Source organism: Delftia tsuruhatensis NBRC 16741 (assembly GCF_001571325.1).
GTDB classification, from domain to species: Bacteria; Pseudomonadota; Gammaproteobacteria; order Burkholderiales; family Burkholderiaceae_C; genus Comamonas; species Comamonas tsuruhatensis.
On record NZ_BCTO01000047.1, the window covers coordinates 73,524 to 93,024 of the forward strand.

General features: G+C 68.7%; 18 protein-coding genes and 1 pseudogene. 10 read left to right on the forward strand and 9 right to left on the reverse strand.

What is annotated here, in order from left to right; all coding sequences use genetic code 11:
* Window positions 1–5: 5 nt before the first annotated feature.
* Window positions 6–887, reverse strand: a complete 882-nt coding sequence (locus DTS01S_RS21895) for a DMT family transporter (protein WP_034389732.1) — start codon at window positions 885–887, stop codon at window positions 6–8.
* An 88-nt stretch (window positions 888–975) separates the two neighbouring features.
* Between DTS01S_RS21895 and pyrF the strand changes: the two genes are divergently transcribed.
* The 4 genes from pyrF (at window position 976) to DTS01S_RS21915 (ending at window position 4,853) form a co-directional block, all read left to right on the forward strand.
* On the forward strand, window positions 976–1,803 hold the full coding sequence (pyrF, locus tag DTS01S_RS21900) for an orotidine-5'-phosphate decarboxylase (RefSeq protein ID WP_016449352.1): 828 nt from the start codon (window positions 976–978) through the stop codon (window positions 1,801–1,803).
* A 20-nt stretch (window positions 1,804–1,823) separates the two neighbouring features.
* Complete coding sequence (locus DTS01S_RS21905; protein ID WP_061288760.1) at window positions 1,824–2,729, forward strand: LysR family transcriptional regulator; 906 nt, start codon at window positions 1,824–1,826, stop codon at window positions 2,727–2,729.
* Window positions 2,730–2,884: 155 nt separating this feature from the next.
* Window positions 2,885–3,868 (forward strand): Bug family tripartite tricarboxylate transporter substrate binding protein, encoded by a 984-nt coding sequence (locus DTS01S_RS21910; protein ID WP_061288763.1) that lies wholly within the window; start codon window positions 2,885–2,887, stop codon window positions 3,866–3,868.
* A 7-nt stretch (window positions 3,869–3,875) separates the two neighbouring features.
* Window positions 3,876–4,853, forward strand: a complete 978-nt coding sequence (locus DTS01S_RS21915; protein WP_016454260.1) for a M14 family metallopeptidase — start codon at window positions 3,876–3,878, stop codon at window positions 4,851–4,853.
* Window positions 4,854–4,874: 21 nt separating this feature from the next.
* Here DTS01S_RS21915 and DTS01S_RS21920 read toward each other — a convergent pair whose 3' ends face one another.
* Both DTS01S_RS21920 and uvrA read right to left on the reverse strand, forming a co-directional pair.
* Window positions 4,875–6,029 (reverse strand): NAD(P)/FAD-dependent oxidoreductase, encoded by a 1,155-nt coding sequence (locus DTS01S_RS21920; RefSeq protein ID WP_061288765.1) that lies wholly within the window; start codon window positions 6,027–6,029, stop codon window positions 4,875–4,877.
* An 8-nt stretch (window positions 6,030–6,037) separates the two neighbouring features.
* Window positions 6,038–9,145 (reverse strand): excinuclease ABC subunit UvrA, encoded by a 3,108-nt coding sequence (gene uvrA / locus DTS01S_RS21925; protein ID WP_061288768.1) that lies wholly within the window; start codon window positions 9,143–9,145, stop codon window positions 6,038–6,040.
* 273 nt (window positions 9,146–9,418) lie between these two features.
* On the opposite strand from uvrA, the gene DTS01S_RS21930 reads away from it, so the two are divergent.
* The 6 genes from DTS01S_RS21930 to DTS01S_RS21955 all read left to right on the forward strand — a co-directional run bounded on the left by DTS01S_RS21930 (window position 9,419) and on the right by DTS01S_RS21955 (window position 15,082).
* A complete protein-coding gene (locus DTS01S_RS21930) occupies window positions 9,419–10,594 on the forward strand; it encodes an MFS transporter (RefSeq protein WP_034348262.1) in 1,176 nt (391 codons plus the stop codon).
* A 159-nt stretch (window positions 10,595–10,753) separates the two neighbouring features.
* Window positions 10,754–11,320 (forward strand): single-stranded DNA-binding protein, encoded by a 567-nt coding sequence (gene ssb / locus DTS01S_RS21935; protein ID WP_016449346.1) that lies wholly within the window; start codon window positions 10,754–10,756, stop codon window positions 11,318–11,320.
* A gap of 86 nt (window positions 11,321–11,406) precedes the next feature.
* Window positions 11,407–11,904: a hypothetical protein gene (locus DTS01S_RS21940; RefSeq protein WP_016449345.1), complete on the forward strand. Its 498-nt coding sequence runs from the start codon at window positions 11,407–11,409 to the stop codon at window positions 11,902–11,904.
* A gap of 323 nt (window positions 11,905–12,227) precedes the next feature.
* Window positions 12,228–13,682, forward strand: a complete 1,455-nt coding sequence (locus DTS01S_RS21945; protein ID WP_370671651.1) for a SulP family inorganic anion transporter — start codon at window positions 12,228–12,230, stop codon at window positions 13,680–13,682.
* 396 nt (window positions 13,683–14,078) lie between these two features.
* Entirely contained in the window at window positions 14,079–14,387 is a 309-nt protein-coding gene (locus DTS01S_RS31305; protein WP_227468506.1) for a hypothetical protein, read from the forward strand.
* 2 nt (window positions 14,388–14,389) lie between these two features.
* Window positions 14,390–15,082 carry a hypothetical protein gene (locus DTS01S_RS21955; RefSeq protein ID WP_016449342.1) on the forward strand — a complete coding sequence of 231 codons (693 nt, stop codon included), beginning with the start codon at window positions 14,390–14,392 and terminating at the stop codon, window positions 15,080–15,082.
* Between the two features lie 33 nt (window positions 15,083–15,115).
* On the opposite strand, the gene paaE is transcribed toward DTS01S_RS21955, so the two are convergent.
* The 6 genes and pseudogenes from paaE to DTS01S_RS21985 form a co-directional block, all read right to left on the reverse strand.
* Window positions 15,116–16,213 carry a 1,2-phenylacetyl-CoA epoxidase subunit PaaE gene (gene paaE / locus DTS01S_RS21960; protein ID WP_016449341.1) on the reverse strand — a complete coding sequence of 366 codons (1,098 nt, stop codon included), beginning with the start codon at window positions 16,211–16,213 and terminating at the stop codon, window positions 15,116–15,118.
* On the reverse strand, window positions 16,210–16,779 hold the full coding sequence (paaD, locus tag DTS01S_RS21965) for a 1,2-phenylacetyl-CoA epoxidase subunit PaaD (protein WP_016449340.1): 570 nt from the start codon (window positions 16,777–16,779) through the stop codon (window positions 16,210–16,212). The genes paaE and paaD overlap by 4 nt, the downstream gene beginning before the upstream one ends.
* The gene (gene paaC, locus DTS01S_RS21970) at window positions 16,779–17,567 is read right to left on the reverse strand and encodes a 1,2-phenylacetyl-CoA epoxidase subunit PaaC (RefSeq protein WP_061288774.1); all 789 of its coding nucleotides are present in this window, start codon (window positions 17,565–17,567) and stop codon (window positions 16,779–16,781) included. The genes paaD and paaC overlap by 1 nt, the downstream gene beginning before the upstream one ends.
* Window positions 17,568–17,580: 13 nt before the next feature.
* Window positions 17,581–17,886, reverse strand: a complete 306-nt coding sequence (gene paaB, locus DTS01S_RS21975) for a 1,2-phenylacetyl-CoA epoxidase subunit PaaB (RefSeq protein WP_012202743.1) — start codon at window positions 17,884–17,886, stop codon at window positions 17,581–17,583.
* Window positions 17,883–18,905: a 1,2-phenylacetyl-CoA epoxidase subunit PaaA gene (paaA, locus tag DTS01S_RS21980; protein ID WP_012202742.1), complete on the reverse strand. Its 1,023-nt coding sequence runs from the start codon at window positions 18,903–18,905 to the stop codon at window positions 17,883–17,885. The genes paaB and paaA overlap by 4 nt, the downstream gene beginning before the upstream one ends.
* A 45-nt stretch (window positions 18,906–18,950) precedes the next feature.
* A pseudogene (locus DTS01S_RS21985) lies at window positions 18,951–19,501 on the reverse strand (phenylacetate--CoA ligase); the annotation flags it as partial.

A 19,501-nucleotide genomic window follows, 5' to 3' on the forward strand; every position in this document is an offset into this window, starting at 1 on the left:
TGCCCTCAGCGGCCGCGCGCCGGCCACAGTACCGATGCGATGGCCACCACCATCAGCGCCACGGCCGTCCAGTCCTGCCAGTGCAGCACCTCGCCCAGCCACCAGGCGCCGCTGAACACGCCCAGCACGGGGATCATCATCACGCTCAGCGTGGACGCCACGGGCGGCAGGCTGCGCGCCAGGAAGAACCAGACCGTCTGGCCAAAGCCCAGCACCAGCACGCCGTTGAAGACGATGGCGCCCGTGGCCTGGGCGTCGGGCCAGTGCCAAAGGTGGCGCTCGAAGACGAAGGCCAGCACCGTGAGCGTCAGCGCGGTCAGCGCCACCATCCACAGCGTCATCGTCAGCAGGGGCACGGGCACCTCGGCGCGGCGCAGCTTCTGCGTGCCGAAGGCCCAGCTCAGCGCGGCGGCCAGCATCAGGCCCACGCCGATGGGGCGGCTGCCCAGGGCGCCGACCTCGTGCCACAGCAGCAGGAGCACGCCCGCCAAGGCCGCCGCCACACCCGCCCAGGCACGCGGCGCCAGCCGGTCGTGGAAGAACAGGCTGCCCAGCACGGCCGAGAAGATGGGCATGGTGTAGCCCAGGATGGCCGCCCGCCCGCTGGACAGCATGGGGATGGCAATGATGATCAGGCTGTTCCACAGCACCATGTTGAACAGCGTCAGCTGCGCCAGCCGGGGCCAATAGGCGCGCGGCACGGCCAGCGGCAGGCGGCGCCAGACCACGAAGGCTGCCAGGATGGGCAGCCCCACCCACATCGAGGCCATGCGGAAACTCAGCGGCGGGAAATGCTGCACGCCCAGCTTCATCACCGGCCAGTTGATGCCCCAGATCAGGGTCAGCGCGATCAGCAAAAGGATTTGTCGGGCGGTGAAGGCAGGCATAGGCCGCCGATTGTGCCCATGGGCCGCCAAACCCGCTGGATGCCCGGCGACAGGCCCCGGGAAGGGCCGATCGCTAAAATCGCGCCCCATGACCTTTCTCGACATGCTGCGCAATGCCACCGCCCAGAACCAATCCATGCTGTGCGTGGGCCTGGACCCCGAACCCAGCCGCTTTCCTGCGGCCATGCGCGGCGATGCAAGCAAAATCTACGAATTCTGCGCCGCCATCGTCGAGGCCACGGCCGACCTGGTGAACTCCTTCAAGCCCCAGATCGCCTACTTCGCGGCCCACCGCGCCGAAGACCAGCTGGAAAAGCTCATGGCCCACATGCGCGCCGTCGCGCCCCATGTGCCCATCATCCTGGACGCCAAGCGCGGCGACATCGGCTCCACCGCCGAGCAGTACGCCAAGGAAGCCTTCGAGCGCTACGGCGCCGACGCCGTCACCCTGTCGCCCTTCATGGGCTTCGACTCCATCACGCCCTACCTGCAGTACGAGGGCAAGGGCGCCTTCCTGCTGTGCCGCACCTCCAACCCCGGCGGCGACGACCTGCAGGCGCAGCGCCTGGCCGACCTGCCGGGCCAGCCGCACCTGTTCGAGCATGTGGCGCGCCTGGCGCAAGGCCCCTGGAACACCAACGGCCAGCTCGGCCTGGTGGTGGGCGCCACGCGCCCGCAGGAGATCGAGCGCGTGCGTGAATTCGCGCCCTCGCTGCCGCTGCTGATTCCCGGCGTGGGTGCCCAGGGGGGCGATGCCGTGGCCACGGTCAAGGCGGCGCGCATCGGCGGCGGCCCCATCATCATCAATTCCTCGCGTGCGGTGCTCTATGCATCGCAGGGCGACGACTTCGCTGCCGCCGCGCGCACCGCCGCCCAGGCCACGCGCCAGACGCTGCAAGACGCAGCCGCCGCCTGAGACGGCAGGGAAGCCCGGCCATGCAAGGCAAATGGCTGGAAGACTTCCTGCTGCTGGCCCAGGAGCGCAGCTTCACGCGCGCGGCCGAGCTGCGCCATGTCACCCATCCGGCCTTCGGGCGGCGCATCCGCGCGCTGGAGGCCTGGGCCGGCACGCCCCTGGTCGAGCCCGGCGGCGGCCCCGTGCGGCTGACGCCGGCCGGCGAAGCCTTCCGCGATACGGCCGAGCAACTGGTGCGCACGCTGGCCCAGTCGCATGACGAACTGCAGGCCGTGGCCGGGCGCCAGGCCCGCGTGATCACCCTGGCCACGGGGCGCACGCTGGCGCGCACCATCGTGGCCGACTGGCTGACGCGCCACGGCAGCGTGCTGCAGACGGCCGAGCTGCGCGTGGTCACACGCACGCTGGACGAGACCGTGGCCATGCTGCAGCGCGGCGAAGTCAGCTTCACGCTGGTCTACCACCACGCCGCCATTGGCGTGCGCCTGGACGGCCGCCAGTTCAGCTACCTGACGGTGATGCAGGACAGGCTGGTGCCCGTGGCCCGCGCCGATGCCCGGGGCCGTCCGATGTACGAGCTGTCGGCCAGCCACCAGCCCGTCGCTCCCGTGCCCTACCTCGCCTTCTCCCACAGCATGGCCCTGGGCCGGCTGGTGGAAGACCACCTGGCCCGGCATCCGCTGGCGCCGCGCCTGCGCCGCTGCGTGGACTGCGACTCGGCCGACGCCCACTACGAATACGTGCTGCGCGGCCTGGGCCTGGCCTGGATGCCGTGGTCCATGGTGCGCGGCGACTGCCAAGCCGGCCGCCTGGCCGTGGCCGGCGACCCGGGCCTGGAAGTGCACTTCGACGTGCGCCTGTACCGTCCAAAGCGCCACCTGGGCCCCGCGGCCGAGCAGTTCTGGAGCGACATCACGGGCGCCTGACGGGTGCATGCATGCGCCCTCCTGGTGCAAACCCGCACCGCGCTGTGGAACAAGCGGGTTTTGGTGCTGCAACGGCTCCGCCTCGTGCCGAATCAGCACCAAATGCCTGGGTAGTCCTTCGCACAATCAATCTCATACATTTCAGGAATAACCCCATGCCCAGCAACTCCCTCCTGCGCCGCACCTCCCTGGCCTGCGGCCTGCTGATCGCCGCCACCGGCAGCGCCTTGGCCGACGACGCCGCCAGCTACCCCAACCGCGCCATCACCATGATCGTGGGCTACCCCGCCGGCGGCAGCACCGACCTGGTGGGCCGCTTCGTGGCCGATGGCCTGGCCTCGCGCCTGGGCCAGCCCGTGGTGGTGGAGAACCTGGGAGGAGCCGGCGGCGCCATCGGCGCGCAAAAGGCCGTCAAGGCCACGCCCGACGGCTACACGCTGTTCGTGGGTGCCAACAACGAGCTGGCCATCGCCCGGCTGATCAACAAGAGCATCAAGTACTCCATCGGCGACTTCACGCCCATCGGCATGATCGGCTCCCAGCCCATGGTGCTGGTGGCCTCGCAGAAGGCCGGCGTGAAGACAGCCGCAGAGTTCAGCGCCCTGGTGGCCAAGAACCCGGGCAAGTTCAGCTACGGCAGCTCGGGCGTGGGCACGGCACTGCACCTGGCCGGCGAGATGGTCAAGGAGCAGGGCAAGCTGCACATGACCCACATCCCCTACCGTGGCGTGGCGCCCCTGACCACGGACCTGGTGGGCAACAACATCGAGTTCGGCATGTTCGTGCTGTCCTCGGGACTGCCCCAGATCCGCGCGGGCAAGGTCATCGCCCTGGGCACGACGGAGGCCAAGCGCTCGGCCATCACGCCCGACATCCCGGCCCTGTCCGAGCTGCCCCAGTACAAGAACGTGGACATCAACGTCTGGTTCGCGCTGATGGCGCCCAAGGGCCTGCCCGCACCCGTGGCCGCCAAGGTCAAGAAGGCGCTGGACGAGACCATGGCCTCGCCCGAGTTCCGCAAGAAGATGGAAGAGTCGGGCTCGGTCGTGGCCGATCCCAAGACCGATGCCGGCAAGTACATCAACGCCGAGATCGCCAAGTACACCAAGATCGTCCAATTTGCCCACATCGAGAACTGAGCCAGCCATGGACGCTTTGCGATTTGACCTTCCCCTGCCCGACCTGAGCGCCTGGCGCGCAGGCAATACCGGTACCGAGGGCGTGTGGCAATTCGACTCGGGACGCCCGGGCCGCCACGTGATGATTTCCGCGCTGGTGCACGGCAACGAGATCTGCGGCGCCTGGGCCGTGTCCGGGCTGCTTCAGGCCCTGCACAACGGCCTGGCGCTGGACAACGGCCGCCTGACCCTGGTGCTGGCCAACCTCGATGCCTTCGACCGCTTCGACGCGGCCAGCCACGATGCCTCGCGCTTCGTGGACGAGGACATGAACCGCCAGTGGATAGACGCACGCATCGACGAGGGCAGCACCCGCGAACGCCGCCGAGCCGCCGCGCTGCGCCCCTTCGTGCAGCAGGCCGACTGGCTGCTGGACCTGCATTCCATGCACGAGCCCTCGGCCCCGCTGCTGCTGACCGGCATGCAGCCGCGCAACCGCGATCTGGCACGCCAGATGGGCGCGCCGGCGAACATCGTCGTGGATGCCGGCCACAAGGACGGCACGCGGCTGCGCGACTACGGGCGCTTCGGCCTGCCCGACGCCGAGGCCGGCGACTCGCGCTCGCTGCTGATCGAATGCGGCTTCCATGGCGATCTGGCCAGCCGCGACGTGGCACACGACCAATGCCTGCGTTTCCTCGAAGTGGCCGCCATCTTCGACAACGGCGCGCTGCACGCCGCCCTGCCCGGCTGGAAGCAGGCCGACGCACCGGCCCAGTGGGCGCTGGAAGTCACGGCGCCCGTGGTGGCCAAGAGCAGCGGCTTTCGCTTCACGGCGCCGTTCACGGGACTGGAGCGCTTCGAGAAGGCCGGCACGGTGATCGGCGACAACGATGGCGAGCCGGTGATCACGCCCTATGGCGACTGCGTGCTGGTCATGCCCTCGGTGCGCCAGGCGCGCGCGGGCGTGACCGTGGTGCGCTTTGCTCGGCGCTCGCCGCTCTGAGCGGCACGCTTCAACCGAACCTCAGCCGCGCTGGCAGCGCGCAGGCGACAGCCGTTCAGGCTGCACGCCCTGCGCGGCCAGGCGTGCATCCAGCGGCTCGCCACGCAGCAGGTTGCGCGCCAGCAGGCTGTAGCCGAAGGCGCTCTGTATGCCGTAGCCGCCCTGGGCGGCCACCCAGAAAAAGCCCGGCAGCGGCACGGGGGAGGCATCCCAGCCAATGGCCATCTCGCCGTCGGCCACGAAGCTGCGCAGCCCGGCCCAGGTGTGGGAGGGGCGGCGAATCTGCAGCGTGGTCACTTCCTCGATGCGCCAGATGCCCGTGGCCACGTCCAGTTCCTCGGGCGCCACGTCCTGCGGCGCCACGGGGTCGACGTTGGCGGGCGAGCCCAGCAGCTGGCCTGCATCGGGCTTGAAGTAAAAGCCCTCGTCGGCGCTGATCACGGCGGGCCAGTGCGCGGCGTCCATGCCTTCGGGCACGGCAAAGGTGAAGGCACTGCGCCGCTTGGGCACCAGGCCGATGGGCGCTGCGCCCGCCAGTGCGCCCAGCGCATCGGCCCAGGCGCCGGCCGCGTTGACCACGCAGCGCGCGCGCACCTGGCTGCCGTCGGCCAGGTCCACGGTCCAGACACCGCCGTCCTGCGCCAGCGCGCGGACCTCGGCGCTGCAGCGCAGCTCGCCGCCGCACTGGCGCAGGCCGCGCAGGAATCCCTGGTGCAGGCCATGCACGTCGATGTCGCGCGCGCCGTCGTCCGCAAAGCCATCGACCAGCAGCGCGGTGTTCAGGCAGGGCACCAGGGCCTTGAGTTCATCGGGGCCCAGGCGCCGCGCCTGGGGCGAGTGCAGGAGCGCCTCGGCATGGGCGGCATCGAGCAGGTCCTTCTGCGCGGCCGTGCCCACATAGAGCACGCCGCGCGGCGCCAGGATGGGCGCCTGCACAAAGCCCTGCGGCGGCTGCTCGTAGAAGGCGCGGCTGGCGCGCGTCAGCGCCTGGACCTGCAGCGGGCCATAGTGCTCCTCATACAGCGCGGCCGAGCGGCCCGTGCTGTGGTAACCGGGCTGGGATTCGCGCTCCAGCACCAGCACCGAGGCGCCGCCATCGCGCGCCAGCTGCCAGGCCACCGAGGCACCGGCCATGCCCGCGCCCACCACCACGAAATCAAGGATGCTGCTGTCCATGGCCGGCCTCACTGTGCTTTCCGGCGACCAGCCTTGGCCGCTGCAGGAGCCGACACCGACGCTGCCTCCAGATAGGGCCGCAGGTAGCGCCCCGTATGGCTGGCCGGGTTGGCCGCCACGTCCTCGGGCGTGCCCGTGGCCACCACCTGGCCTCCGCCCGAGCCGCCTTCGGGGCCCATGTCGATGATCCAGTCGGCCGTCTTGATCACGTCCAGGTTGTGTTCGATGACCACGATGGTGTTGCCCGCATCGCGCAGCTGCTGCAGCACCTTGAGCAGCAGGGCGATGTCGGCGAAGTGCAGGCCCGTCGTGGGCTCGTCCAGGATGTAGAGCGTGCGCCCCGTGTCGCGCTTGGACAGTTCCTGGGCCAGCTTGACGCGCTGCGCCTCGCCGCCCGACAGCGTGGTCGCGCTCTGGCCCAGCCGGATATAGGACAGGCCCACGTCCAGCAGGGTCTGCAGCTTGCGGGCGATGGTGGGCACGTCCTTGAAGAAGGCATGGGCGTCCTCCACCGTCATCTCCAGGATCTGGGAGATGTTGCGGCCCTTCCACTGCACCTCCAGCGTCTCGCGGTTGTAGCGCTGGCCGTTGCAGATGTCGCAGGGCACGTAGACATCGGGCAGGAAGTGCATCTCCACCTTGACCACGCCGTCGCCCTGGCAGGCCTCGCAGCGGCCGCCGGCCACGTTGAAGGAGAAGCGCCCGGGGCCGTAGCCGCGCTCCTTGGCGGTGTTGGTCTCGGCCATCAGGTCGCGGATGGGCGTGAACAGGCCCGTGTAGGTGGCCGGGTTGCTGCGCGGCGTGCGGCCTATGGGCGACTGGTCCACATTGATGACCTTGTCGAAATAGCCCATGCCGATGATGTCGTCGTGCGGCGCGGCCTCGCCGCCGGCACGGTGGATCTGGCGCGCGGCCTCGGTATAGAGCGTGTCGTTGACCAGGGTGCTCTTGCCCGAGCCCGAGACGCCGGTCACGCAGGTCAGCAGGCCCACGGGAAAGTCCGCCGTCACGCCCTTGAGGTTGTGGCCGCGTGCCCCCACCACGCGCAGGGCCTGCAGTTGCGGCGCAGCCGCACCGGCCTCGGCCGGATGCTGGCCCGTGCGTGCGGGGAAGCCCTTGGCAGGAGACCGGACCTCGCCCTCGGCCGGCGCCTCGACCACGGGCTGCCAGGGCGTGCGCCGCGCAGGCACTTCGATGCGCTGGGTGCCCGCCAGGTAGCGGCCCGTGGGCGAATCGGGGTTGGCGCGCACCTCTTCGTAGCTGCCCTGGGCCATGACGCGGCCGCCATGCACGCCCGCGCCCGGCCCCAGGTCGATGATCTGGTCGGCCGCGCGCATCATGTCCTCGTCGTGCTCGACCACGATGACGCTGTTGCCGATGTCGCGCAGGTGCTGCAGCGTGCCGATGAGCTTGTCGTTGTCGCGCTGGTGCAATCCGATGCTGGGCTCGTCCAGCACATACATCACGCCCGTCAGGCCGCTGCCGATCTGGCTGGCCAGGCGGATGCGCTGGGCCTCGCCGCCGGACAGCGTGTCGGCCCCGCGCTCCAGGCTCAGGTAGCTCAGGCCCACGTCGTTGAGGAACAGCAGGCGCGAGGCGATCTCTCGCACCACCTTGCCCGCGATCTCCGCCTTGGCGCCCGACAGCTGCAGGGACGCGCACCAGGCATGGGCCTCGGCCAGCGTGGCATGGCCCACCTCGTAGATGGCGCGGGCCTGCTCGCCCTCGCCGATGCGCACGAAGCGCGCCTCGCGGCGCAGCCGCGTGCCGCCGCAGTCGGGGCAGACGGCGACGCTGCGCAGCCGCGCCAGGTCGTCGCGCACCACGCTGGACTCGGTCTCGCGCCAGCGCCGCGTGATGTTGGGGATGATGCCCTCGAAGGGATGGCTCTTGACCAGGGTCTCGCCCTTGCGCGCGCCGCTGTCGAAGACATAGGTGAAGGGCATTTCCTCCTCGCCCGAGCCCCACAGCATCACGTTGCGCACCTTCTCGGGCAGCTCCTCGAAGGGCAGCTCCACATCGGCGCCATAGTGGCGCGCCACGCTCTCCAGCATGGAGAAGTAGTAGCCGTTGCGCCGGTCCCAGCCCTTGACGGCGCCGCTGGCCAGGCTCAGCGTGGGAAAGGCCACCACGCGCTCGGGATCAAAGGACTCCGTGCAGCCCAGGCCGTCGCAGCCCGGGCAGGCGCCCATGGGCGAGTTGAACGAGAACAGGCGCGGCTCCAGTTCGGGCAGCGAATAGCTGCACAGCGGGCAGGCGAACTTGGCGCTGAAGAGGTGTTCCTTGCCGCTGTCCATCTCCAGGGCGATCACGCGGCCGCCGGCGTCGGCGCCGCCCGCGCGCAGGGCGGCCTCGAAGCTCTCGGCCAGGCGCTGCTGGGCGTCGGCACGCACCTTGAGGCGGTCGATCACCACGTCGATGTCGTGGCGCTCGTTCTTCTCCAGCGCGGGCAGGGAATGGGACTCGTGGATCTTGCCGTCGATGCGAAAGCGCACATAGCCCTGGGCCTGCATCTGCGCGAACAGCTCGGCGAACTCGCCCTTCTTGTTGCGCGCCAGCGGCCCCAGCACCATGAGGCGCGTGTCCTCGGGCAGGGCCAGGGCCGCATCCACCATCTGGCTGATGGTCTGGGACTGCAGCGGCAGGTTGTGGTCGGGGCAGTAGGGCGTGCCGGCGCGTGCGAACAGCAGGCGCAGGTAGTCGTTGATCTCGGTCACCGTGCCCACGGTGGAGCGCGGGTTGTGGCTGGTGGCCTTCTGCTCGATGCTGATGGCGGGCGACAGGCCCTCGATCAGGTCCACATCGGGCTTGTCCAGCCGCCCCAGGAACTGGCGCGCATAGGCCGACAGGCTCTCCACATAGCGGCGCTGGCCCTCGGCGTACAGGGTGTCGAAGGCCAGGCTGGACTTGCCCGAGCCCGACAGCCCGGTGATCACCACCAGCCGGTTGCGCGGAATGTCCAGGTCGATGTTCTTGAGGTTGTGCGTGCGCGCACCGCGGATGGCGATGCGTGACTGCGCCAGCGCCTGGCCGAGGTAGCGGTCGTCGGGCTGGGAGCGGGAGTCGGCGGCCCGGTCCAGGCCGCCGTCTTCGGAAATCGTGTGGGAACCAGGCATCGGGAAAACCCCTGCGAAGGCGAACCCGCCATGATAGGTCAGAACCCGTGCCACCGCATGGCGGCTCGGTCTGCGGGGCGGCAGGGCCTTCTGCGGCGCCCCTTCACAAAACTGTCTTGCACTGCCTTGCATAACCCAGCCACCCCGCAGCGCCGGCCTATGGGCGAGAATGGCGGATTGCTTGCCCCCACAACAGTGCACCCCGTGCTCGATTCCCCCACACCCGTCCACGGCGCCCAGGCGCCAGCCCCCTCCTCGGCCGCATCGGGCCGCATGACCTCGCAGGAACGCCGATCCAGCGCCAGCCTGGCGCTGATCTTTGCGCTGCGCATGCTGGGCCTGTTCCTGGTGCTGCCGGTGTTCGCGCTGGAGGCGCGCAAATACCCGGGCGGGGATGATCCGGCCATGATCGGCCTGGCCATGGGCCTGTACGGGCTCACCCAGGCCGTGTTCCAGCTGCCGCTGGGCCTGGCTTCGGACCGGTTCGGGCGCAAGCGCGTCATCGTCGCCGGGCTGCTGGTCTTTGCCGCGGGCAGCCTGCTGGCGGCCACGGCCGACTCACTGCTGGGCCTGATGTGGGGCCGGGGCCTGCAGGGCGCGGGCGCCGTCTCGGCCGCCGTGACCGCGCTGCTGGCCGACCTCACGCGCGACAGCGTGCGCACCAAGGCCATGGCCATGGTGGGCGGCAGCATCGGCCTCATGTTCGCGCTGGCCCTGGTGCTCAGTCCCCTGCTGGCGGCATGGGGCGGGCTGCCCGGCATCTTCGGCCTGACCTGCGCCCTGGCGCTGGCGGGCATTGCCGTCGTGCTCTGGGTCGTCCCGCCCGAGCCCGCGCGCCACGCCGACCAGCCGCGCGGCCGCATGGCCGAGCTGTGGCGCCATGGCGACCTGGTGCGCCTGAACCTGGGCGTCTTCGTGCTGCACACCGTGCAGATGTCCATGTGGGTGGCCGTGCCCGCCATGCTGGTGCAGGCAGGCCTGGACAAGCAGGCGCACTGGCATGTCTACCTGCCGGCCGTGGTGCTGTCCTTCGCCGCCATGGGCGGCCTGTTCGCCATGGAGCGGCGCGGGCGCCTGCGCGCGGCCCTGCTGGGCGCCATCGCCCTGATCACCCTCGTGCAGATCGGCCTGGGCCTGCTGGCGGCCGGCGGCACGCAGCCGCCGCTGTGGGCCATGGCCGTGCTGATGTTCGTGTTCTTCTGCGGCTTCAACGCGCTGGAGGCCACCCAGCCCAGCTTGGTCTCGCGCATGGCGCCGGCCCCGCTGCGCGGCGCGGCGCTGGGCGCCTACAACACGCTGCAATCGCTGGGCCTGTTCGCAGGCGGCGCGCTGGGCGGCGCCGTCGCCAAATGGGCCGGCATGCCGGGCCTGTTCACCCTGACGAGCGTCCTGGCCGTGCTGTGGCTGGTCGTCACCTGGCCGCTGCGCCCCGTGGGCCGCCACGGCTGAACGGCAGTTTTCCGACGGTTACAAACTGCTGCAGCCAGCCGCTGCACCGGCATATCCGCCCCCTGCCAACGGCGGACGGCTTGCGGCACAATGGCGCGTCTGGCCCGGGATCCATCCTTCTATGCCCGGGCCACTTCTCTCTGTAAAGGTATTTCACTCATGGCATCCGTCAACAAGGTCATCATCGTCGGCAACCTCGGGCGCGACCCCGAAATGCGCACCTTCCCGAGTGGCGATCAGGTGGCCAACGTGACCATCGCCACCACCGACCGCTGGCGCGACAAGAACACGGGCGAGAACAAGGAAGCCACCGAGTGGCACCGCGTGGTCTTCAACGGCCGCCTGGCCGAAATCGTGGGCCAGTACCTGCGCAAGGGCAGCCAGGTCTATGTCGAAGGCAGCCTGCGCACGCGCAAGTGGACCGATCAGGCCTCCGGCCAGGAACGCTACGCCACCGAAATCCGCGCCGACACCATGCAGATGCTGGGCAGCCGCCAAGGCGGCGGCGGTGGCCAGCAAGGCGGCGGCTATGGCGATGAAGGCTATGGCGACAGCGGCTACGACGCCCCTCCCCAGCAGCAACAGCGCCGCCCGGCCCCTGCCCCCATGGCAGCGCCCGCACCGCGCCAGGCCCCTGCCCAGCGCCCCGCTCCCGCACCCATGGCTCCCCCGCCGCAGCGCGCAGCCTCGGGCTTTGACGACATGGATGACGACATTCCGTTTTGATTCGGACCATCAAGGTTCTTGAGCATCCAGACCCGCTTTCCCCGGAAAGCGGGTTTTGTTTTTCCAGGCGCCCGACGACAAATCCCATGCTCCTGCCGCGTGCCAGAACCCTGTTGTGGAGTCTTGTCCTGTGCCTGCCGCTGGCCGTGTTCGGCTGGCTGGCTGCAGCCCTGTGCCTGATCTCGCAGGAGGACTACACGCCCGAGCCCGGCAGCTTCACCTACTACATCGGCATCTCGTCCCTGGTGCGCCATGCGCCGCTGGTGGGCGCGCTGGGCAAGGCGGAGTACTTCGGCACCGTGGGCGACGGCAACAAGCCGCCACACGGCCTGGTGTCCTATGACGTGGAGTTCGCAAGCATTGGCCCCGCCACGCACGCCTTCGATGCCTACCTGCTCGGCAAAGGCTATTCCCGGAGTGCGGACGACGAAACGCCCGGCCCCTCCTACGGCATGGGGCGGCGCGTTCGCCATGCCAGGTACACGGCGGCTTCGGGCCAAGTCGTCTACGTGGAAGTGGTGCAGGCCTCGTCGGCCGAGCAAGGCCCTGTGCGCTACCGCGCCACCATGGCGCACTACGACTGATTGCGGCCAGGGGTCCATCCCGCGGCAGGCAGCACCCCCTCGTACAATCGCGCCCGTGATTTCAGTCCACCGGCACCGTCAACCCGAGGCTCGCCAAGCGCGCAGCCGCGATGCCGCACGCCTTCACAGCTTCACGCTGGCCCGCATCGCGCGCGGCTCGCAGAGCCGGCGCTCGGGCTGCACCCGCCTGGCGCCGCCGTAGCACGGCCGAACCGTACAAGCCGCCAGGTTTCGGGCATCGCCCGACGCCCGGCATGTTCATTCCCGTCTACAAAATCCCGCCCCGCCCTGTCACACCCAGCGCGGCGGGGCCGGCCATTTCCATGTCGAAACACCCCCATACCTTTCGCGCCGAGTGGGCGCCCAGCATTCCGCGCGAGCTCATGGCCGGCGCCGTGGCCACCTTTGCGCTGATCCCCGAGGTCATCGCCTTCTCCTTCGTGGCTGGCGTCGATCCTGCCGTCGGCCTGTTCGCCTCCTTCATCATCAGCATCGTCATCGCCTTCACCGGCGCGCGCCCGGCCATGGTGTCGGCGGCAGCGGGCTCGGTCGCCCTGGTGGCCGCTCCGCTGGTGCATGCGCATGGCGTGCAATACCTTTTTGCGGCCGGCATTCTTGCGGGAGCCGTGCAGATCCTGTTCGGCCTGCTGCGCCTGGGCGTGCTGATGCGCTATGTGTCGGGCTCGGTGCGCACGGGCTTCGTCAATGCGCTGGCCATCCTGATCTTCTCGGCCCAGATGCCGCACCTGATCGGCGCCAATGCCGCCACCTGGGCCATGGTGGGCGCCGGCCTGCTGATCATCTACGGCCTGCCCCGGCTGACCACGGTCGTGCCCTCGCCCCTGGTCTGCATCGTGGTGCTGACAGTGGCGGCGAATTGGCTGGACCTGCCCTTGAAGACGGTCGCCGACCTGGGCCTGCTGCCGGACGGCCTGCCCAGCTTCGGGCTGCCGCAGGTGCCGTGGTCGCTGGAGACGCTGCGCCTGATCGCCCTGCCCGCGCTGGCGATCGCCATGGTGGGATTGCTGGAGTCCATGATGACGGCCAGCGTGGTCGATGAACTCACGGACACGCCCAGCTCCAAGAACCGCGAGTGCAGCGGCATCGGCGTGGCCAACATCGCGGCCAGCCTGTTCGGCGGCATTGCCGGCTGCGCCATGATCGGCCAGACCGTGGGCAATGTGCGCTACGGCGGCCGCGGCCGGCTGTCCACGCTGTTCGCGGGCGCCTTCCTGCTCATCCTGATGGTGCTGCTCAAGCCCTGGGTGTCGCAGGTGCCGGTGGCGGCGCTGGTGGCCATCATGGTGATGGTGTCGGCCTCCACGCTGGACTGGGGATCGGCCCGCGCCCTGCTCAGGCACCCCAAGCTGTCCAGCGCCGTGATGCTGGCCACCGTGGTGGTCACCGTGGCCACGGACAACCTGGCCGCCGGCGTGGGCGTCGGCGTGCTGCTCAGCGGGGTGTTCTTCACCTTCAAGGTCTCAAGGCTGCTGTCCGTCGAGAAGACGCAGGACGGCGCAGGCCTGACCTACCGCGTCTCGGGCCAGGTCTTCTTTGCCTCGGCCGATCAGTTGGTCGATGCCTTCGACGTGCGGGACATCGAAGGCCGGCCCGTGCGCATCGAACTGACCAACGCCCATTTCTGGGACATCACGGCCGTCAATGCGCTGGATAAGGTCTGCCAGCGCCTGCGCAAGCACGGCAGCACGGTCGAGGTGACGGGCCTGAACGAACACGGCCGGGCACTGGTGTCGCGGCTGGATATCGGCATCGAGTAGGAAACCTGCCCCGGGCATGGTTTCCCTGCGCTGGCAGACCGCTTGCTTTCCTGGGGCAGACGCGGTCTGCTCTTTCGCAAAGAGAAATCCGTCAAATATCGAATGGGTCATTCAGAAAATTCTCTATTTCAAAGAGTTACTCTTTTGAAATAAAGATTTCAGCCCGCTCATTTAGGATCTGGACCGCTGTCACCTCCCCGAACCCGTTCCATCTCTTCCATGCGACTCAGATCCGTTATCTTGGGCCTTGTCCTCCTGGTCTTTGCCGCATCCGCATCCTGGTTGGCCGTGTATGGGTTTCTCATCTCCCAGGAGGACTACTCGCCTGAGCGGGGATCGCTCAGATATTACGTAGGCATCTCTTCCCTGATACGCAATGCGCCAGCGACAGGGACGATGGCGCAGCCCACCTACTTCGGCTCCGTCGGTGATGGCAACAAGCCCCCGCAGTCCGAGATGACCTTCGAGACCAGCGCCAAGGACATCACCGAGGCCACTGCGGCCCTCACCAGCTACCTGCGCCAGAAGGATTTCCACCAGAGATCCATCGAAGCCGAAAATGCCGCCGCATCGTTTGTCCCCGAGGGAGAGCGCCTTGTCCAATACGCGCAATACGCGTCATCGGCCGGCGAAGTTGCCGTACTGGCGGTCACCCAGGCAATCGCAACAGGCCTGTGCAAGGTCACGCTCACCCATTACGACTGAACATGTCCAGCAGATCCCACATACCCCGAAGACTCATCTATACCTGCAACTGCGGATGGATTGACCTGGGCCACCTCCAATCGGTCGAGAGCCATCGCAATCGCTACGCCAGTGCGGCCTATCTCTGGAAAGACATACTGCATGAGCGTGGCATCGGGATTCCCGGTCACTCCGACAGCCATCTGATTCAATACAAGCAATCCATGGGGCGCTTTGGCCTGACCCAGGAATTTGCCAAGTTCTATCTCGTCAAGAAAGGCCTGTCTCTTTCAGCGAAGCGCTCCGTGGCCCTGGCCATATTCATGGAGGTTTCCATGGGCTTCGAGAGCCTGCAGGCATCCATGTCGCTCCTCACAGACAGTGGATTCAGCCAGGAAGACCTCGTTTCCAACCTGATTGGCTTCTACATGGTCGTGCACGGGGCACTGGACTGGAAGAACCTGTGCAAGCCGGTTTCCACCGAGGCATCGCTGGCCGTCTGGGATGCCAACGGTCCCGTGGGAAGCCATAAAAACAAAGTCTTCCAGCCGCAGTTCCACGCCTGCGAGGAATGCAAGAGCAAGCACCATGTGCAGCTGCCGCGCTTTCCTTCCGCGTTTCAGTCCATACAGCCCGCATCCAAGGGTCTGCATTTCATCGAAGCATCTGATGGGCTGCCAGTGCCAAAGCACATGCTTTCGACACTGTTTCCCTGAGTCTTCCTGCCCTGCTCCAGAACGCAGGCGCCCTCATCGCTCATCGAACGACAGCACCACGCGCTCGGTCAGCGGATGCGCCTGGCAGGTCAGGACAAAGCCGCAGGCGACCTCGTTCTTGTCGAGGGCAAAGTTGCGCTCCATGCGCACCTCGCCCTCGACCACCTTGGCGCGGCAGGTGCCGCAGACTCCCGAGGTGCAGGAATAGGGCACTTCCAGCCCGGCCGAGGAGGCCGCGTCCAGGATGCTGGCCTGGCCGCGCGTAAAGGGGATCTCGCGCGAGAGGCCGTCGCGCACCAGGGTGATGCGGGCGGTGGCGGCGTCGCCGGGCTGGGCCTCGTGCACCACGGCGCCCACCGTGCCCTGGCCTGCGGCCGGCAGGGCCACGCCGAAGCGCTCGATGTGGATGCGCTCCTCGGGCACGCCGGCGGCCAGCAGGGCGGCCTCGGCCTCGTCGTTCATCTGGAAGGGTCCGCAGATGTAGACATGGTCGATGTGCGCGGCCGGCACCACGCCCTGCAGGAATTCGGCGATCTTGGCTCGGTCCATCACGCCCATGTTCAGCGGCAGGTCGGTGTGCTCGTCCGAGAACACATGCTGCAGCGACAGCCGCGACATGTAGCGGTTCTTGAGGTCCTCGATCTCCTCCTTGAACATGGTGGACTGCAGCTGGCGGTTGCCGTAGATCAGCGTGAAGCGGCTGGCGGGCTCGCGCGCCAGCACGGTCTTCATGATGGACAGGATGGGCGTGATGCCGCTGCCGCCGGCGATGCCCACATGGTGGCGCGCGGCCCCGGGCTCGATGGGCACGAAGAAGCGGCCCTGGGGCGCCATGACCTGCAGCGTGTCGCCGGGGCGCAGATGCTCGTTGATCCAGTTGGAGAACTGGCCGCCGCGCACCTTGCGCACGCCCACGCGCAGCTCGCCGTCATCCACGCCTGCGCAGATGGAGTAGCTGCGGCGCAGGTCCTGGCCGTCGATCTGGTGGCGCAGCGTCAGGTACTGGCCCTGGGTGAACCCGAAGACCTCGCGCAGCGCGGGCGGCACGTCGAAGGAGACGACCACGGCCTCGGCCGTGTCGGGCGCAATGCTGCGCACGCGCAGCGGGTGGAACATCGTGGTCGTGGTCATATCGGCTTGAAGTGTTCGAAGGGTTCGCGGCAGTCCAGGCAGCGGTGCAGGGCCTTGCAGGCCGTGGCGCCGAAGGCCGACAGCCGCTCGGTGTGCGCGCTGCCGCAGTGCGGGCAGGCAACGGGCTCGGGCACGGCAATGCCCTGGCGGCGGCGCACCAGGCGGATGGGCGAAGTGCCTTCCGGCAGGCCGGCGTCGCCACAGCGCCCGGGCGGCGCGATGCCGTACTCGCGCAGCTTGCGCCGGCCGTCGTCGCTGATCCAGTCCGTGGTCCAGGCGGGGGCGCGGCGCAGCACGGCGCGCGCGGGGCCCAGGCCGGCGGCCTCGATGGCCTCGAGCACGCTGCGCTCGATGACCTCGGTGGCCGGGCAGCCCGAGTAGGTGGGCGTGAGCACGATCTCCATGCCCTGGCCTTCGGGCAGGGCATGGACCTCGCGCACGATGCCCAGCTCGCAGACCGAGATCACGGGCACCTCGGGATCAGGCACGTCCTGCAGCGCGGCCCAGGCCAGGCGCTCGCGCTCGGCCGAGGCGGATGTGACGGCCACCAGCCGTGCGGCAGCCATCACCACACCCCGCCCGGATAGGCGCGCTGCAGGTGCTGCATCTCGGCCAGGATGAAGCCCATGTGCTCGCTGTGAACGCCGTTGCGGCCCGTGCTGCGGAAGGCGGATTTGGCCGGCATGTCCAGCGTGGCCTCCTGCAGCAGGGCGGCCATTTCGGCCTGCCAGGGCTCGCGCAGCTCGGACCAGGCCGGGCCCAGGCCGCTGGCGCGTGCGGCGGCGTCCGTGGCGTCGTCGGTGAACAGCTCAGCCGCATAGCGCCACAGCTGGGCCAGCGCCGCCTCCATGCGCTGGCGCGATTCCTCGGTGCCGTCGCCCAGGCGCACCACCCAGTCGCCCGCGTGCTGCTCGTGGTAGCGCGCTTCCTTGAGCGCCTTGGCGGCGATGGCGGCCAGCTCGGCGTCGCTGGAGTGCACCAGACGCTCCCACATCAGGCGCAGCCAGGTGGCAGCCATGGCGTTGCGCAGCACGGTGAAGGCGAAGTCGCCGCGCGGCAGCTCGGCCAGCGTGGCGTTGAAGTAGTCGCGCTCGTCGCGCAGGAAGGCGAGCTGGTCCTCGTCGTGCGCGCGGCCTTCGAGCTGGCCGGCGCGCGTGAGCAGCGCGCGCGCCTGGCCGACCAGGTCCAGCGCCATGTTGGTCATGGCGATGTCCTCTTCGAGGATGGGCGCGTGGCCGCACCACTGGCCCAGGCGCTGGGCCAGGATCAGGCAGGTATCGCCCAGGCGCAGCAGGTACTGCACCTCGGGACGGGCGTCGATGGCGATGGAGGATGCCGAGGCGGAAGCGTTCATGGCTGCACCCCGCTCACATGTGGTCCACCGAGGGCGGCAGCTGGTAGAAGGTCGGATGGCGGTAGACCTTGTCCTGGGCCGGGTCGAAGAACATGTCCTTGTCGCCGGGGTCGCTGGCCACGATCTGGTCCGAGCGCACCACCCAGACGCTCACGCCCTCCTGGCGCCGCGTGTAGACATCGCGCGCCATCTGCAGCGCCATCTGCGGGTCGGCCGCATGCAGGCTGCCGCAGTGCTTGTGGTCCAGGCCGGCCTTGCTGCGGACGAAGACTTCCCACAGCGGCCATTCGTTGGTGATGTTCTGTTCGACGGCGGTCATGCGGCCTCCTTGCGGGTCTGGTTTCTCTGTGTCTGCTTGCGGGCATGGGCCAGGGCGGCCTCGCGCACCCAGGCGCCTTCGTCCCAGGCCTTGACGCGTGCGCCCAGGCGCTCGCGGTTGCAGGGGCCGTCTCCGGCGATCACGCGCCAGAACTCGTCCCAGTCGATGGGGCCATGGTCATGGGCCTGGCGGGCCTCGTTCCATTTCAGGTCGGGATCGGGCAGGGTGACGCCCAGCACCTTGGCCTGGTCCACCGTGGCGTCGATGAACTTCTGGCGCAGCGCGTCGTTGGAGATGCGCTTGATGCCCCAGCGCATGGACTGCGCGCTGTTGGGCGACTGGTCGTCGGGCGGGCCGAACATCATGATGGACGGCCACCACCAGCGGTTGACGGCGTCCTGCACCATGGCCTTCTGCGCCTCGGTGCCCTGCTGCATCATGGTCAGCAGCGCCTCGTAGCCCTGGCGTTGGTGAAAGCTCTCCTCGCGGCAGATGCGCACCATGGCGCGCGCGTAGGGCGCATAGGAGCAGCGGCAGATGGGCACCTGGTTCATGATGGCCGCGCCGTCCACCAGCCAGCCGATGGTGCCCATGTCGGCCCAGGTCAGCGTGGGGTAGTTGAAGATGGAGCTGTATTTGGCCTTGCCCGTGTGCAGCGCGTGCAGCATCTGGTCGCGGCTGCTGCCCAGCGTCTCGGCGGCCGCGTAGAGGTACAGGCCATGGCCGCCCTCGTCCTGCACCTTGGCCAGCAGGATGGCCTTGCGCTTGAGGGTGGGCGCGCGGCTGATCCAGTTGCCCTCGGGCAGCATGCCGACGATCTCGCTGTGCGCGTGCTGGCTGATCTGGCGCAGCAGCGTCTTGCGGTAGTTGTCGGGCATCCAGTCCTTGGCCTCGATGAATTCGCCGGCATCGATGCGCTCGTCGAAGCGCTGCTGCAGGCGCATTTCGTCGGCCGAGCGCACGGCCTTGCCGCCATCGCCCGCTTCCTTGCCCATGGTGTCCATGGCCTGGGTATACATGTGCGATCTCCTTCAATGAAATGGTTGACGACGGCCGGCGGTGCCTCAGCGCGGCCGCTTGTCGTACACGCGCCGGGCCTTGCCGGTCTGCGTGCGCTCGATGGTGTCGGGATCGAAGACGCGCACCGCCGTGGAAATGCCCACCAGGGTCTTGATGCGCTGCTGCACCCACTGCGCGATCTCGCTGCGTTCGGCATCGCCCAGGCCGCGCCGCTGCGGCTGCAGCTCGCAGTGCACCTCGACGGTGTCCAGCAGGCCTTCACGGCTGATGTGCATCTGGTACAGGCCCGTGAGGCTGGCATTGGCCAGCACGATTTCCTCGATCTGGGTCGGAAAGACGTTGACGCCGCGGATGATCATCATGTCGTCGCTGCGCCCCACGATCTTGCCCATGCGCCGGAAGCTGCGCGAGGTCGGCGCCAGCAGCCGCGTCAGGTCCCGCGTGCGATATCGCACGATGGGCATGGCTTCCTTGGACAGCGACGTGAAGACCAGCTCGCCCTCGCTGCCATCGGGCAGCACCTCGCCCGTGTCGGGGTCGATGATCTCGGGATAGAAATGGTCTTCCCAGATCACCGGCCCGTCCTTGCTCTCCG

Bases quoted from the DNA above. Each gene is read 5' to 3' on its own strand.
- DTS01S_RS21940 (WP_016449345.1), top strand. From the start codon at position 11,407: ATGCTCCTGCCGCGTGCCAGAACCCTGTTGTGGAGTCTTGTCCTGTGC.
- uvrA (WP_061288768.1), bottom strand. From the start codon at position 9,145: ATGCCTGGTTCCCACACGATTTCCGAAGACGGCGGCCTGGACCGGGCC.
- DTS01S_RS21920 (WP_061288765.1), bottom strand. From the start codon at position 6,029: ATGGACAGCAGCATCCTTGATTTCGTGGTGGTGGGCGCGGGCATGGCC.
- paaD (WP_016449340.1), bottom strand. From the start codon at position 16,779: ATGGCTGCCGCACGGCTGGTGGCCGTCACATCCGCCTCGGCCGAGCGC.
- DTS01S_RS31305 (WP_227468506.1), top strand. From the start codon at position 14,079: ATGGCGCAGCCCACCTACTTCGGCTCCGTCGGTGATGGCAACAAGCCC.
- pyrF (WP_016449352.1), top strand. From the start codon at position 976: ATGACCTTTCTCGACATGCTGCGCAATGCCACCGCCCAGAACCAATCC.
- paaA (WP_012202742.1), bottom strand. From the start codon at position 18,905: ATGTATACCCAGGCCATGGACACCATGGGCAAGGAAGCGGGCGATGGC.
- paaB (WP_012202743.1), bottom strand. From the start codon at position 17,886: ATGACCGCCGTCGAACAGAACATCACCAACGAATGGCCGCTGTGGGAA.
- paaC (WP_061288774.1), bottom strand. From the start codon at position 17,567: ATGAACGCTTCCGCCTCGGCATCCTCCATCGCCATCGACGCCCGTCCC.
- DTS01S_RS21895 (WP_034389732.1), bottom strand. From the start codon at position 887: ATGCCTGCCTTCACCGCCCGACAAATCCTTTTGCTGATCGCGCTGACC.
- DTS01S_RS21955 (WP_016449342.1), top strand. From the start codon at position 14,390: ATGTCCAGCAGATCCCACATACCCCGAAGACTCATCTATACCTGCAAC.
- DTS01S_RS21930 (WP_034348262.1), top strand. From the start codon at position 9,419: ATGACCTCGCAGGAACGCCGATCCAGCGCCAGCCTGGCGCTGATCTTT.
- DTS01S_RS21915 (WP_016454260.1), top strand. From the start codon at position 3,876: ATGGACGCTTTGCGATTTGACCTTCCCCTGCCCGACCTGAGCGCCTGG.
- DTS01S_RS21945 (WP_370671651.1), top strand. From the start codon at position 12,228: ATGTCGAAACACCCCCATACCTTTCGCGCCGAGTGGGCGCCCAGCATT.
- DTS01S_RS21910 (WP_061288763.1), top strand. From the start codon at position 2,885: ATGCCCAGCAACTCCCTCCTGCGCCGCACCTCCCTGGCCTGCGGCCTG.
- paaE (WP_016449341.1), bottom strand. From the start codon at position 16,213: ATGACCACGACCACGATGTTCCACCCGCTGCGCGTGCGCAGCATTGCG.
- ssb (WP_016449346.1), top strand. From the start codon at position 10,754: ATGGCATCCGTCAACAAGGTCATCATCGTCGGCAACCTCGGGCGCGAC.
- DTS01S_RS21905 (WP_061288760.1), top strand. From the start codon at position 1,824: ATGCAAGGCAAATGGCTGGAAGACTTCCTGCTGCTGGCCCAGGAGCGC.